The organism is Streptomyces sp. ATLC9 (genome assembly GCF_057196705.1).
Window position 1 is genome coordinate 1 of record NZ_JBXUOY010000030.1, and the last position, 13418, is coordinate 13418.

General features: G+C 75.1%; 11 protein-coding genes and 1 pseudogene. 2 read left to right on the plus strand and 10 right to left on the minus strand.

Annotated elements, in window-relative coordinates:
- The 5 genes from AC2CJA_RS05565 to AC2CJA_RS05585 all read right to left on the minus strand — a co-directional run.
- A partial coding sequence (locus tag AC2CJA_RS05565; RefSeq protein ID WP_484601530.1) for a copper resistance CopC/CopD family protein occupies positions 1–1467 on the minus strand: 1467 nt, incomplete at its 3' end.
- 16 nt (positions 1468–1483) lie between these two features.
- Positions 1484–2008 (minus strand): copper chaperone PCu(A)C, encoded by a 525-nt coding sequence (locus AC2CJA_RS05570; RefSeq protein ID WP_484601531.1) that lies wholly within the window; start codon positions 2006–2008, stop codon positions 1484–1486.
- Positions 2005–2700 carry an SCO family protein gene (locus AC2CJA_RS05575; protein ID WP_484601532.1) on the minus strand — a complete coding sequence of 232 codons (696 nt, stop codon included), beginning with the start codon at positions 2698–2700 and terminating at the stop codon, positions 2005–2007. Before AC2CJA_RS05575 ends, AC2CJA_RS05570 begins: the two co-directional genes overlap by 4 nt.
- Before the next feature lie 108 nt (positions 2701–2808).
- On the minus strand, positions 2809–3603 hold the full coding sequence (locus AC2CJA_RS05580) for a YcnI family protein (protein ID WP_484601533.1): 795 nt from the start codon (positions 3601–3603) through the stop codon (positions 2809–2811).
- 155 nt (positions 3604–3758) lie between these two features.
- Positions 3759–4664 (minus strand): hypothetical protein, encoded by a 906-nt coding sequence (locus AC2CJA_RS05585; RefSeq protein ID WP_484601534.1) that lies wholly within the window; start codon positions 4662–4664, stop codon positions 3759–3761.
- Positions 4665–4879: 215 nt separating this feature from the next.
- On the opposite strand from AC2CJA_RS05585, the gene AC2CJA_RS05590 reads away from it, so the two are divergent.
- Positions 4880–5482 carry an ATP-binding protein gene (locus AC2CJA_RS05590; protein ID WP_484601535.1) on the plus strand — a complete coding sequence of 201 codons (603 nt, stop codon included), beginning with the start codon at positions 4880–4882 and terminating at the stop codon, positions 5480–5482.
- A gap of 99 nt (positions 5483–5581) precedes the next feature.
- On the opposite strand, the gene AC2CJA_RS05595 is transcribed toward AC2CJA_RS05590, so the two are convergent.
- Together AC2CJA_RS05595 and AC2CJA_RS05600 are read right to left on the minus strand one after the other, a co-directional pair.
- Positions 5582–7057: an aminopeptidase P family protein gene (locus AC2CJA_RS05595; protein ID WP_484601536.1), complete on the minus strand. Its 1476-nt coding sequence runs from the start codon at positions 7055–7057 to the stop codon at positions 5582–5584.
- A 162-nt stretch (positions 7058–7219) separates the two neighbouring features.
- Positions 7220–8715 (minus strand): annotated as a pseudogene (locus AC2CJA_RS05600) (PP2C family protein-serine/threonine phosphatase).
- Between the two features lie 752 nt (positions 8716–9467).
- On the opposite strand from AC2CJA_RS05600, the gene AC2CJA_RS05605 reads away from it, so the two are divergent.
- The gene (locus AC2CJA_RS05605) at positions 9468–10178 is read left to right on the plus strand and encodes a bifunctional DNA primase/polymerase (RefSeq protein WP_484601537.1); all 711 of its coding nucleotides are present in this window, start codon (positions 9468–9470) and stop codon (positions 10176–10178) included.
- Positions 10179–10683: 505 nt separating this feature from the next.
- Here the strand turns inward: AC2CJA_RS05605 and AC2CJA_RS05610 are convergent.
- The 3 genes from AC2CJA_RS05610 to AC2CJA_RS05620 form a co-directional block, all read right to left on the minus strand.
- On the minus strand, positions 10684–11652 hold the full coding sequence (locus tag AC2CJA_RS05610; protein WP_484601538.1) for a DUF5926 family protein: 969 nt from the start codon (positions 11650–11652) through the stop codon (positions 10684–10686).
- A gap of 103 nt (positions 11653–11755) precedes the next feature.
- Complete coding sequence (locus AC2CJA_RS05615) at positions 11756–12466, minus strand: ATP-binding protein (protein ID WP_484601539.1); 711 nt, start codon at positions 12464–12466, stop codon at positions 11756–11758.
- A gap of 2 nt (positions 12467–12468) precedes the next feature.
- Positions 12469–13296, minus strand: a complete 828-nt coding sequence (locus tag AC2CJA_RS05620; protein ID WP_484601540.1) for a glycerophosphodiester phosphodiesterase family protein — start codon at positions 13294–13296, stop codon at positions 12469–12471.
- Positions 13297–13418: the final 122 nt, after the last annotated feature.

The following is a 13418-nucleotide window of genomic DNA, read 5'->3' on the forward strand; positions in this document are numbered from 1 at the left end:
CTCCACGGTGACGGCGCGATCTTCTCCTTCGCGCGGCACAGCGTAGGCCGGACGGGACGCCGGGGCGAGGAGGTCGGCGCCCGCCGGCTCGGGGACGGGCGCCGGCTCGGAAACGGGCTCCCCGGGCGCGTCCGCCAGCCGGGCGGTGTGGCGGCGGGAGAACCGTGCGGCCCCCAGCAGCAGCGCCACCAGCGCGACCTTGACCAGCAGCAGCCGTCCGTACGAGGTGGAGGTCAGCGCCTCCCAGCCGCCGACCTGCCGCCAGGACTGGTACAGGCCGGTGGCGGCGAGGACGGCCACGCAGCCGAGCGCGGTCCGCGAGAAACGGCGCACCGCGTCCCCGCTCACCGCGGGCCCCCACCGCAGCGCGGTGAGCAGCGTCGCCAGGCCGCCCAGCCAGACGGCGACGGCGAGCAGGTGGACGATGTCGGCCGGCACCGCCACGGTGGTCCGGGGACCGGTCGAGGCGTGCTCGGCCGCGGCCCAGGTGGCGGCGAGTCCCACGGCGACGACCGCGCCGCCCGCCGACAGCCCGAAGACCCCGGAGACCGGGCCCCGCCGGTCGCGCACGGCCCGCTCCCCGCCGTCGTCCCCGGGCCCGCCCCCGGGCTCCCGCCCGCTGCCGGGCCCGTCCCCGCCTCGCCGGGCGTACGACCCGAAGAGCAGCGCTACGAACAGCGCCGCCACCGCGAGCAGCAGCAGCCGGGAAACCAGCGCCGCACCCGTCCGGGTCTCCAGCACCGCGCCGAGCGCGTCCGTGTCGAGCATGTCGCCCGGACCGCCCGCGCCGGTGTACGGGACCCGCAGCAGCAGTGCCGCGACGGTGGCGGCGGTCAGCGTGACCCAGCCGGCCACGACCAGGCGCCGCACCGCCCGCGCCCGGGCGGCGGCGGGCAGGCAGCCCAGGACGAGGACCGCCCCGCCGACGAGCAGGACGAACCCGGTGTAGGCGGCGTAGCGGGCGATGCCGTGGAGCACGCCGACCGCGCCGCCGCCCGGCTCCTGATCCGGCAGGACGGCGGAGGTCTGCGAGGGGGCGCCGACGGAGAAGGTGAAGGCTCCGGAGACGGGGTGACCGTCGGCCGAGACGGCCTTCCAGACGACGGTGTAGGTGCCGTCGGGCAGCCCGTCGCGCAGCCCGGTGCCGTGGCGGACCTCCCCGTCCGCGGAGAGGTCCAGCGGTTCGCCGCTGTCCACGCGCCCGCCGTCGGGTGCGAGGACGCGGATGGCGTCGTCCGCCAGGGACACGCTCTCGGAGAAGGTGAGCGTCACCTGCCGGGGGGCATGTTCCACCACCGCTCCCCGCGCCGGGTCGCTGCCGGTCAGCGTGGCGTGCGCGGCGGCCGGCGCGGCGCCGCCGAGCAGCAGCGCCGCCAGCAGGCCGAGCACACCGAGCAGGCCGGACAGCCTGTGCGGGCCGGGCCGTACGGCCGGCCGTGGCAGGGCGCGGGGAGCGGTGGTGGTCATGACGGGGGTACCTGCCTCACTGTCCGGAGTGCTCGGCGTGATCGGCGTGCCCGGAGGCGTCGGGGACGTGGTTGACCGCCTCGACCGGGACCTCGACGGTGATCGGTCCGGACTTCTCGAAGCGCAGTTCCACCGAGACCTTCTCGCCCTCGGCGGGCTTGCGCTCCAGGTCCATGAACATCAGGTGGTTGCCGCCCCGGCTGAGCTCCAGCGTGCCGTTGGCGGGCACGTCCAGGGAGTCCACCCGCCGCATCCGCCCGCCGGTGGTCTCGTGGATCTGCACGTCGTCGGAGATGTCGCTGGTGGCCGAGACGAGCCGGTCGGCGGTGTCGCCGTCGTTGTGGACGACCATGAAGCCGCCCGCCGTGTCGGCGGTGACCGGCTCGGGGACGTAGGCGCCCTCCACGGTCAGCTCCGGGTCGCCGGAGGCGCCGCAGGCGGCGGTGCCCGTGGTGAGCAGCGCGGCGGCGAGGGCGAGGGCGAGGGCCCGGCGGGCGGGACGGCGACGGTTCGGGCGGTTCGGGCGGTTCGGGCGGTTCACGGCAGCTTCCCCTCGGCGAGTGCGGGCAGGTCCTTCTCGTAGGTCTCGACGGGCACGTCCTCGGTGTAGAGGACGTGCGCCCGGTCGTCCTCGGGCAGGAAGGCCAGGACCTGGGTGCCGTGGGAGGAGACGATGTCGCCGTTCTCGTCCTCGACCGGCGGCTCCAGGGCGATGCCCAGGGAGCGGGCGCCGGCCTGGATCTTCTCGAAGTCACCGGTGAGCCCGATGAAGTCGGGGTCCTGGGCGCGCAGCCACTCGCCGAGCGACTCGGGGGTGTCGCGCTCGGGGTCGGAGGTGACGAAGACGACCCGCAGCTTCCTCTGGTCGGCCTCGGGCAGCCTGGACTTGGCGACGGCGATGTTGCTCATCGTCAGGGGGCACACGTCGGGGCAGTGCGTGTAGCCGAAGTAGACCAGGGTCGGGTGGCCCTCGGTCTCCTCGACCAGGTCGTAGGTCTCGCCCTCGGTGTCGGTGAGGACCAGCTCCGGCTTGTCGAAGGGGTTGTCCAGGACGACGCCCCGCTTGGGGCCGGCGCCCGCGTCCGCGGAGGCCGCTGCGCTGCCCGGGCCGCCGGAGCCGCCGTCGCCGGAGGCGCCGCAGGCGGCGGTGCCCGTGGTGAGCAGCGCGGCGGCCAGGGCGAGGGTGAGGGCCCGGCGGGTGCGCCGGGGGTGGTGGCGCGGAGTGTGGTGCATGGGGGTTCTTTCTTCCTCGCGGTGGTGCTTGCGGTGGTGGGTTGCGGCCGCGGGCCCGGGGGGGGGCCCGGGGCGGGGGGGGGGCCCCCCCCCGCCCGCGGCCGGACGTCAGGAGGAGGTGCGGCGTCGTCCGGCCAGGACGCCGAAGGCGACGCCGGCGGCTCCGACGGCGATGCCGGTGACGGCGAGGACGCGGGCGGTGGTGTCGGAGGAGTCCGCCGTACCGCCGGCCTCGTCCCGGACGGTGGTCCCGGCGGCGGCCCGGTCGGCGCCGGGCTCGTCGCCGGCGTCAGCGTCGCCGCCGTCACCGCCGTGGCCGCCGCCGCCCTCGGCGGGGGGGACGAGGTTCAGCACGGGGGCCGGGTGCTCCGGCTCCCCGCCTCCCTCTCCGCCGGCGGGCGGCTCCTCGATCCAGCGCACGACCTCGTCGTTGCTGTACGTCTGGACGGCCTTGAGGACGAGCCGGTCCGCGTCCTCGGGGAGCTTCCCGAGGGAGACGGGGAACTGCTGGAAGGTGCCCGGCTCGATGCCGCCGCCGGTCTCCGTCCAGGTGATCCTGGAGGGGACCTCGGTCAGCTTCCGGCCGTGTGCCTCCACGGGCTCGGCCGGTTCGGTCTTCGTCACCTCCACCTTCCAGCCCGGCACCGGCTGGGGCATCACCGAGGCGAGCGGGTGGTCGGCGGGGAAGGTGACCTCCACCTTGACCGTGGAGGCGTTGTCCCGCTCGTTGGGGACCTTGACGTCGATCGTCGTGTAGCCGCCCCGCTCGGCCTCGCCCGGGTTGACGGTGATGTGGGCGGCGGCCGGGCCGGCGGCGGCGAGGGTGAGAACGGCCGCGACGGCCCCGGCCGCGGCGAGGCGGCGGGCGGACGGCAGGGCGGACGGTGTCTGGTACTGCTGCATGCTGAAGGACACTCCTCATGGGGCATGGGGGCGCTCTCCGGCCGCGACCGCGCTGGGTCGGGGAGGCGTACGCCTCCCTGCCGGACGAGCGGGGGCATGGGTGCGCGGCGGTGCGCGCACCCCACCCGTGCTCGGGAGAGCGGGGAGTGCGCGCTTCAGGCCGCGAGGACGAGATCCCGCCCCGCGGCGGGCGGCCCGCGCCTGACCACCGAGTGCGACGGCAGCAGGGAGGCGGGCGGTACCGGACCGCCGTACGCGTCCGCGCGCGGGGCGCGTACCGGTACGGCGTCCTCGGGCAGCAGCCCGCGCAGCAGGGCGCGCACGCAGCGCAGCGCGGTGTGCAGGGCGCGTACGAGCGGCCCGCCCAGCCCGCCGCCGAGATCGTCGAGCCCTTCGGCGAAGTGGGCCGACAGCCCCACCAGCCGCCACAGCGCGGCGTCGCCGCGGCGCAGCAGCCAGCCCATGGCGAGCGCGGCCAGCAGGTGGCCGAGCAGCATGGGGCCGGAGAGCAGCGACAGGGCGGAGTGCACGGCGTACCGCAGGCAGTCGGCGGCACCGCCGACCACCGTGCCGGCCACCGTGTCGGCGGTGCCCGCGGCGGTGTGGCCCGCGGCGGTGTGGCCGCCGGGGAGGGCGCCGCCGAGCCCGGCGTCGGCGACGATGCGGCGTGCCTCGGCCTCGCTCAGGACGGCGGCGGCCCGGTCGTTGCACAGCAGACGCCCGGCGAGCGCGAGCACCCCGTCGTCGCCCCGGTCCGGGGTGGCCGGAGCCGGGCCGGCCGGGGCGGTGTGCCCGGTCTGGCCGCAGGAGAAGAGGAAGTGCAAGGCGATCTGGCCCAGGGCCAGCAGCGCCGCGATGCCCGGCAGCGAGCGCTCGCGTCCGGCCAGCGGTACGGCGGTGGCGAGCACGGCCGCGAAGCCGGCCAGGAGCGCCCACGCCGACAGGGTCTGCCCGGCGGCGGACACGTGACCGGCCGCGGACAGCGTGACGCAGACCGCGGCGAACACCGCGGCCCGCAGCAGTCGCAGGTCGGCGGCGGCACGCGCGACGGGGGCTCTCATGGCCGGGCCATCATCTCATCACCCCTTCGGCCGCGACACGGGGCACCCTCCCAACGCGGTTGACAGCCGGACGAGGGGATCACCTCGTACATTTTCCGTACATTGCGGAACTCTTCGGGTCCGCCGAATGAGGGGTAGCGCGCCGCCGCCGTGCTTACCGCCGCCGCCCCGGGCAATACGTATGCGTATGTCGAGCCGCAGCCAGGAGGCTGAGCATGAGCATCTGGTGGTCTCTCCACTTGCGGCGTGAGGCTGCGAGCGTCCCGCTCGCCCGGCGGCTCCTGCTCGGGGCCATGGAGACGGCGGGGGTCGATCCCGATGTCTCCTACGACCTGTCGATCGCGCTCTCGGAGGCCTGTGCGAACGCGGTCGAACACGGCGGCCCCGGGCCGGCGGGCGCCGGGGAGTACCACGTGACGGCGTACATCGATGACGACATGTGCCGCATCGAGGTGACCGATCACGGGCCGGGCTTCGTGGACGGGTACCGCAGCGCGCCCCGCGCCGCCACCGCCGGCACGACTGCCGGTACGGCAGCCGACACGGCCGCCGGCGCCGTCGGTACGAACAGCACGGCGGACCTCGACGCGGCGACCGCCTTCGGGCCCCTGCTCGCCAGAAGCGCGGGTCCGGCCCGCGACGGTTTCCGCGAGGAGGCGTGCGACGGGGTCCACACCGACGAGCACGGCCGGGGTCTGTTCCTGATCGAGGCCCTCGCCGACCACGTCGATTTCCGCAACCGTCCGGGGGACGGCGCCATGGTCTGCTTCGACAAGCTCCTCAAGTGGCGGAAGGACTCGCTGCTGAGGGCCTCCTGAGCGGCAGCCCGCCACGGTGCGGGCCCTGCCGGACTCCGGCCCCTGCCCGAACCCCGGCGGGGCGGTCCCCCCGACCCGCCCCGGCGGACGCCCCGGACGTCAGCCCCGCAGGCGCGCCATCCACGCCTCGACCTCGTCCGAGCGGCGCGGCAGCGCGGCGGAGAGGTTCCGGTTGCCGTCCTCGGTGACGAGGATGTCGTCCTCGATGCGCACGCCGATGCCCCGGTACTCCTCGGGCACCGTCAGGTCGTCCGGCTGGAAGTACAGGCCCGGCTCCACCGTCAGGCACATGCCCGGCTCCAGCGTGCCCTCGGCGTACGCCTCGCGGCGCGCCGCGGCGCAGTCGTGGACGTCCATGCCGAGCATGTGGCCGGTGCCGTGCAGCGTCCAGCGGCGCTGGAGGCCCAGCTCCAGGACCCGCTCGACCGGGCCCTCCACCAGACCCCACTCCACCAGCCGCTCCGCCAGCACGCGCTGCGCGGCGTGGTGGAAGTCCAGGTACTTCGCGCCCGGCCTCACCGCCGCTATGCCCGCCTCCTGCGCGTCGTACACGGCGTCGTAGATCCTCCGCTGGAGGTCGGTGAAGCGGCCGTCGACCGGCATGGTGCGGGTGACGTCGGCGGTGTAGAGGGTGTGGGTCTCCACGCCGGCGTCCAGCAGCAGCAGATCGCCGGAGCGGACGGGGCCGTCGTTGCGCACCCAGTGCAGGGTGGTCGCGTGCGGCCCGGAGGCGCAGATCGAGCCGTAGCCGACGTCGTTGCCCTCCACACGGGCGCGCAGGAAGAAGGTGCCCTCGATGTAGCGCTCGGAGGTGGCCTGCGCCCTGTCCAGCACGCGGACGACGTCCTCGAAGCCGCGCACGGTGGAGTCGACGGCCTTCTGCAGCTCGCCGATCTCGAAGTCGTCCTTGACCAGGCGCGCCTCGGAGAGGAAGACCCTCAGCGCCTCGTCGCGCTCGGCGGTGGTCTTGTCGGCGAGGGCGGCCTCGACGCCCGCGTCGTGGCCGCGCACCACGCGCACGTCGCCGGAGGCCTCGCGCAGCACGTCGGCCACGGTGCGCACGTCCCGGCAGGGCATGCCGTAGAGCTTCTCGGCCTCGGTGAGGCTGTCGCGGCGGCCCACCCACAGCTCGCCCTGGCCGTCCAGCCAGAACTCGCCGTTCTCGCGGTCGGAGCGGGGCAGCAGGTACAGGACGCCGTCGTGGCCGCCGTCCGCCCTCGGCTCCATGACCAGGACGCCGTCCTCGGTCTGGTTGCCGGTGAGGTAGGCGTACTCGACTGAGGAGCGGAAGGGGTACTCGGTGTCGTTCGAACGGGTCTTGAGGTTGCCCGCGGGGATCACCAGGCGCTCGCCGGGGAAGCGGGCGGAGAGCCTGGCGCGCCGCTCGGCGGTGTGCGAGGCCTGCGGGACGGGGTCGAGGTCGCGCAGCTCGGTGTCCGCCCAGCCGGACTTCATGTTCTCGGCGAGCTCGTCGGAGACGCCCGGGTACAGGCCGTTCTTCCGCTGCTTGACCGGCTCCTCCGAGGTGGGTTCGCCCTGCTCCTCCGGAGTCTCCGGCGTCTGCTGGTCAGCCACGTCGCTGCCTCCTCCTGCTGGTGGTGTGGGCCGGGTGCGGGCCGACTCCCATCGTAGGTCCGGCCGGCCCGGGGCGGCCGGGGCCTGTGGACAGGGACCGTGGAAGGAGAGCGTGGACGGAACCCGCGGGCGGGATCCGGGGCCGGGACCTGGAGGCGGTGCTCAGAAGCGGGCGGCCAGCAGTACGACGTCCTCGCGGTCCCAGGCGTCGCGTCCCGCACCGTCCCGCTCGCCGGGCGGCACCGAGCGCAGCAGATGGTCCAGCAGCGCGCCGGGGTCGGCGCGTACGGCCGGGACGGCGGCGACGGCCGCGGCCCGGAGCCGTCCGAAGGCGCGATCCGGCGGCTCGCCGGTGCGGTGCAGCAGCCCGTCGCTGTAGAGCAGGAGCGTTTCCCCGGGGGCCAGGTCCACCTCGACGCTGGGCGCCTCCCAGCAGGCGAGCATGCCCAGCGGGGCGGAGAGCGCCGTCTCGACGGCCTCGGTGCGCTCCGGTCCGACGATCAGCGGCGGGCAGTGCCCGGCCCCGGCCAGCACGACCCTGGCGCCCGCCCGCGTACCGCCCACGGCGGACGGGCAGCGCTCGGCGTACCCGAACAGCGCGGTCGCCGACCGGGCCGGCTCGGTCAGCCGCAGCAGCAGCCCCAGGTCGGACAGGACCGCGACCGGGTCCTCGCCCTCCATCACCGCGTACGCCCGCATCGAGGCCCGCAGCCGCCCCATGGCGGCCACCGCGTCCGGGCCGGATCCGGTGACCCCGCCCACGCACAGCCCCAGCGCCCCCTCGGGCAGCGGCAGTACGTCGTACCAGTCGCCGCCGCCGCGCGGGCCGGTGGAGTGCCGCACCGCCAGCCGCACCCCGGGCACCCGCGGCAGCCGGGCGGGCAGCAGTCCCTCGCGCACGGCGGCCACGGCGGAGCGGGCGCGGGCGAGGTCCACCTGGCGGGCGATGTGCTCGGCGGCGTGCCGTACGTACAGGCCGAGCAGATGGCGCTGGCGCCCGGTGGCCGCGCGGGCTCGTCGTACAGCCAGACGGCGGCGCCCAGCCGCCCGGTGCTCCGCGCGGTCAGCGGGACGGCGTGGCTGGCGGCGTAGCCGAGGCGGGCGGCGACCTCGCGGTGGCGCGGGTCGAGGTCCTCGTCCCGGGCGATGTGGGGGTGGGTGATCTCCGGGAGGCCGTCGGGGCCCGTCCCCCCCGCACCGCCCCCGGCTTCGGCGCCGGTGTCGGAGCCGGGAAGCCCGTCGAGGAGGCGCGCGTGGGAGGCCGAGTCGCGCGGGAGGGTCTCGATGTGGCCGAGATCCGCCGCTCCCAGGCCGAGTGCGACGGTGGTGTCGGGACCGAGCCCGTCGGCCGGCTCCAGCGCGATCAGCCCGCGCCGGGCGCCCACCAGGGCGGCTCCGGCGCGCAGCGCCTCGTGCACCGCGCTCTCCAGGGTGTCGGTGCGCACCAGGCGCTCGGTGAGGTCGTGGAGGGTGGTGAGGTCGGAGATCCAGCCGGCGAGGCGGTCCTGGACGGCCGCGAGGCGCTCGACGGGCCGTGCGAGGTCCGGCTCGTCGGCGACCGGGTGCCGGGGGGAGGGGGCGGGCTGCCGGTGGGGCGCGGCCGCCGCGGGCGGAACAGTGTGCTGGGGAAGGGGGGAAGAAGATTCGATTCCGGCCAGTTTCGGCGGCTGCTGGGCGCTCATGGGCGGTTGCCCCCGGTGCGGGCCGGCGTCGTCAATAGCATCGCAAACCCCCATGTCGTGCTGCTCCGCTATCAATGCCTTCAGGTGTACACGCCCTGATAACGGCTGTCCAGCATCGCCCCGGCAGGCCGCGGATGTCCCCGCCGACCGGTTCCGGAGCCGGGTCCGCCCGGCGCTCCGGGAACATCCGGAGGCGTCGCGGGGGTGGTCACGAGCTTGGCCGAAAACGTACCCTGTGCCAGATGGTGCGCGGTCGACTGGCCCTCAGTACGGCAGCGCGTCATCACGCTTGAGGTGGGTACGCGCTTCCCTACGGCACGAGGGACCGGGCGGGTGGGCGGCGCCCGGGTTCCGGCGGAACCCGGCGACGGGCCCGTGCGTCCCACGCGGTGGGAGCGAGGCGCGTCCCCGTACGCGCCGAGGGGCCGGAGTACGGCAGGCAGAGGACCATCGGGCGGTACGGCGGCAGGGGCGAGCACGAGCGGCGCCCGGAGTGCGCCGCCACGCCGTGTTCCGTGCCCGGTTCACGAACGCCCCGGCCACGGCCGCGGGGAACAGCACGGTGACGCACTGCCCGGAGGGCCGGGCGCGGTCACACGAGATCCACAGGTGTAACAGGTTTGAGGACCGGAAGACCGTGATCGGCCTTCCGGTCCTGCTGAGTCCTTGTCAGTGTGCTTGTCGACGTATTTGTCGATCCATGGCGTTACGGAAAGGAACGAGCGCTGATGCGCGAGATCCTCGGAAGGCGACGCATGACCCGCTGGGCGCTGCGCGACGCGGCGCTCGTCTGCGCGACACGGTGGGGGTGGCCCGTGCTGCCCGGTGTGGCGCCGCGGGAGCCCAGGCGCCTGGCCGCACGCCAGTCGGGGCAGCCCCGGGGGCGCTGCTCCTGCCCCCGGCCCGACTGCGTGGTGCCCGGCGCCCACCCCTTCGACCCCGAACTGCCGGCGGCCACCGCCGACGAGCGCATGGTGCGCTGGTGGTGGACCAACCGCTCCGACGCGCCGGTTCTGCTGGCCACCGGCGGCCGCGCCCCCTGCGCGCTGAGCCTTCCGGCCGCCGCGGGGGCCCGGGCGCTGGAGGAGTTCGACCGGCTCGGGCTGCGCACCGGCCCGGTGATCGCGAGCCCGACCCGCTGCACGCTGCTGGTGGCGCCGTACGACCTGGAGGAGCTGGGCGAGCTGCTCCACGCCCAGGACTGGGTGCCCAGCTCGCTGCGGTTCCACGGCGAGGGCGGCTACGTGGCCCTGCCACCGTCGCGCACCGGTGCGGGTCAGCTGCGCTGGGAGCGGCCGCCGGCCGCGCTGGGCATCGGAGCCCGCGGCACCCTGCGCGGGGGCGGTGTGCCGTGGCTGCCGAGGATGGAGCCGCTGGTGGACATACTGGTGCGGGCGAGCGCGGCCGTCCCCGACACGGGCAGCCGGCTGGCGTACTGAGCCGGCCGGACCGGGCCCGCGGGCCCGGTCTCCTGCTCACTCGCGCGGGTGACCGGTGCGCCGTCGGGGCCGTCCCCGCGCCGGCGCGTGAAGCGCGCGAGCGGGACTCCGTGAACGGCGGGCCGTACACGGAGGTGGCGGGAGGCCCGGGCACCGGACGGGCAGGGGGCCGCTGCCGCGTTCCGGCAGCGGGGACGGGAACGCGGGTGAAGCCGGGGACGGCGGGGGCGGAGATGGGAACGGGAGCGCCGAAACCCCGTGGAAATCGGGGAGTTGAGCCGCCGTTCGCGTCCGCGGAACCCATATGCGGGAAGTGCGGACATGAAAGAACCCGGTCGCTGGCGACGGGGGATGCACCAGCGACCGGGCTGCAAGAACCGTAACAAGTAACGGCCCGTTCGCAAATTCCACCGATGCCTTCCGGCCGCCTGTCTACCTGCGAGTACAGTCCGCTGTGACGGGAATCACTTGCCTTTTTCTTCTCTCACCGGCCGGAATTCGCCTGTCAGTTGAGAGTGATCTGGCGATTTGTGAATCCACTGCGCGCCCGGCGCTCCTCCGCCGTGAGCGGGCCGGTGGCCTCCAGCGCCCCGGCGAGCCGCTCCGCGAAGGCCGCCGCCGGCTTCTCGCACTCCTGCGCGCCCATCGTGCCCGGCAGATCCCACACCGGGACCATCAGACCGTGCGCCCGGAAGGAGCCGACCAGCCGCGTGCCCTCGCCCAGCGAGGACGCCCCCGCCGCGTGCAGCCGGGCGAGCGCGTCCAGCAGCCGCTCCTCCGGGTGCGGCATGACCCAGCGCAGGTGGTTCTTCTCCGGGGTCTCGCACCAGTACGCGGCCTCCACCCCCTCCAGCCGGGCGGTCGGCAGGGCGGCGGAGTTGGCGCGCTCCAGCGAGGCGGCGACCTGCGGGCTCTGGTTCCCGGCGTCCTCCACCCAGAACTCGAAGCCGCTGTGCACCTCGGGCACGAAGGGCGCGTCGAGGTCCAGCAGGTCCTGCAGACGCGGGGCGCCGGCGGGGATGCGCTCGGCGGCCACCGGGCTGCCCGGCTCCGCCGTCAGGGCCCGCCGCAGCACATCGGCCAGATCACGGCTGAGGTCGCCGGAGGGGGTGTCGTTCTGCACGCCCAGCAGCACGGCCCCGTTGTCACGGCGCAGTGCGGGCCAGGCCATCGGCAGGACGGTGGCCAGTGTCACCGAGGGGACATCCCCGGGCAGCTCCTCCCGCAGCCTCAGCGGCACCGTCGCGGCGGGCACCAGCTCGCGCAGCGCCACCCAGTCGCACTCCCCGGGCAGGCCCTCGAACGGGCGGCGCACCAGCTCGGTCACCGCCTGCGCGGCGGCGCGCCCGTGGCAGGCCTTGTAGCGGCGGCCGGATCCGCAGGGGCAGGGCTCGCGGGCGCCGACGACGGGGATCTCACCGTCGGCGAGCCGCGGCTTGGCGGCCTTGGTCTGGGGTCGGCGCTTCTTGGCCATGGCGTGCGGATCTCCCGGTCGTTAAGGACGCTGTCGGCGCGAGCCTAGCCCTTGGCGCCGAGGCGGCACGCGTACGCGGGGGAGACCACCCGGAACGACTACCTCAGAGGTCCTCCAGGCCCTCCAGCCCCGACAGGTCGAAGCGCATCGGGGAGGCGAACGCGTCCTCCTTCGACGGCGCCACCACCGCCCACACCGTCACCCCGCCGTGGCCGTGGCCGTGACCATGGCCGCGACCGCGGCCGTGCCCACGACCGCCGCGGTCGTCGCGCACGCCCCAGTCGCGGGCGAGCGAGGTGATGATCGACAGCCCTCTGCCGCCCCGCGCCGTCACCGACGGATTGGACGGCCGCGGTCTGGTGGGGCCCCCGCCGTCGGTGACGGAGACGCTCACCCCGCCGTCGGAGGTACGGCCCCAGGCCGCGCGTACGCAGTCGCTCACACCGATCGGTCTGGCGTGCCGGTACGCGTTGCTGAGAAGTTCGGAAAGAATGAGAATCGCGTCGTCCACGACGGCTTCGGGCGTACCGGAGCCGAGGAGCTCCTCGCGCATCCGGCGCCTCGCCGCACCCACACCCGCAGGACCGTGGGGTACGGCCATCGTCGACGACGTCGGCGCTTCCTGTGCAACCACCAACGCCACCCCCGAGACCTCCTTGTTCGCCCCACGCCACGTGATGAATGCCCTTTCGTCCGACGGCGGAAACCGCCCGGCCCGGTACCGTGACGCAGTCCTCACCGCCCGTTCACCACCGGCGGATCCGAATGCGCCGTAGTGCGCGGCCGTCCCGCCCGGGGCTCCGGCCCGGTCCATCCTCACTCCCGGAACATCTCGTCCAGCTGGGCCAGTACGCGCCGTGGCCGGTTGGTGATGACGGCGTCCACGCCGAGCAGCGCGCACAGCTCCACGTCGGCCGGATCGTCCACCGTCCACACGTGCACCCGGTGGCCCTCGCGGTGCGCCCACGCCACGTACTCGGGGTGGCCGCGCAGGATCCGGATGCTCGGCCCGGCGATCCCCACGCCCGGCGGCAGCCTCCCGTCGCGGTGGCGCGGCAGCAGGAACTGCATCAGGTAGACGGTGGGGATCCACGGGGCCGCGGCCCGTATCCGGTGCAGGGAGCGTGCCGAGAAGCTCATCACGCGCACCGGGATGGCCGGATCGTGGCGGGCCAGCACCCGCAGCAGCTCCTCCTCCACCTGACCGGCCCAGCGGCTGGGGTGCTTGGTCTCGACGGCCAGCTCCACCCGGCGCCCCGCGGAGGCATGCTCCTCCACCAGGCGCAGCAGCCGTTCCAGGGTCAGGACGGAGGTGTGCTCGCGGCTCTCGGTCTCGGGCGACTCCCCGTCGTCCAGCCGCCTCTTCCAGGAGCCGAAGTCCAGCTCGGCCAGCTCGGCCAGCTCCAGCGCGGAGACGGCGCCGCGGCCGTTGGAGGTACGGTTGACGCGGCGGTCGTGGACGCACACCAGGTGCCTGTCGGCGGTGAGCCGCACATCGCACTCCAGCGCGTCGGCGCCGTCCTCGACAGCCCTGCGGTACGCGGCCAGGGTGTGCTCCGGGGCGTCCTCGGAGGCTCCTCGGTGGGCGACGACGGAGATGGGGCGCCGGTGTCCGGGCGGTCCCTGGGGCTGATCAGGACTCACCGCGTTATGGTGCCACCCCGCCCCGCGCGCGGCGGCCCGGGCGTCCGTCCGGACGGGTGCGCTTACGCCGGTCCGACGTGCGGTGGGAGAAGCTTGACGCCATACACCTGAATACGTACGCC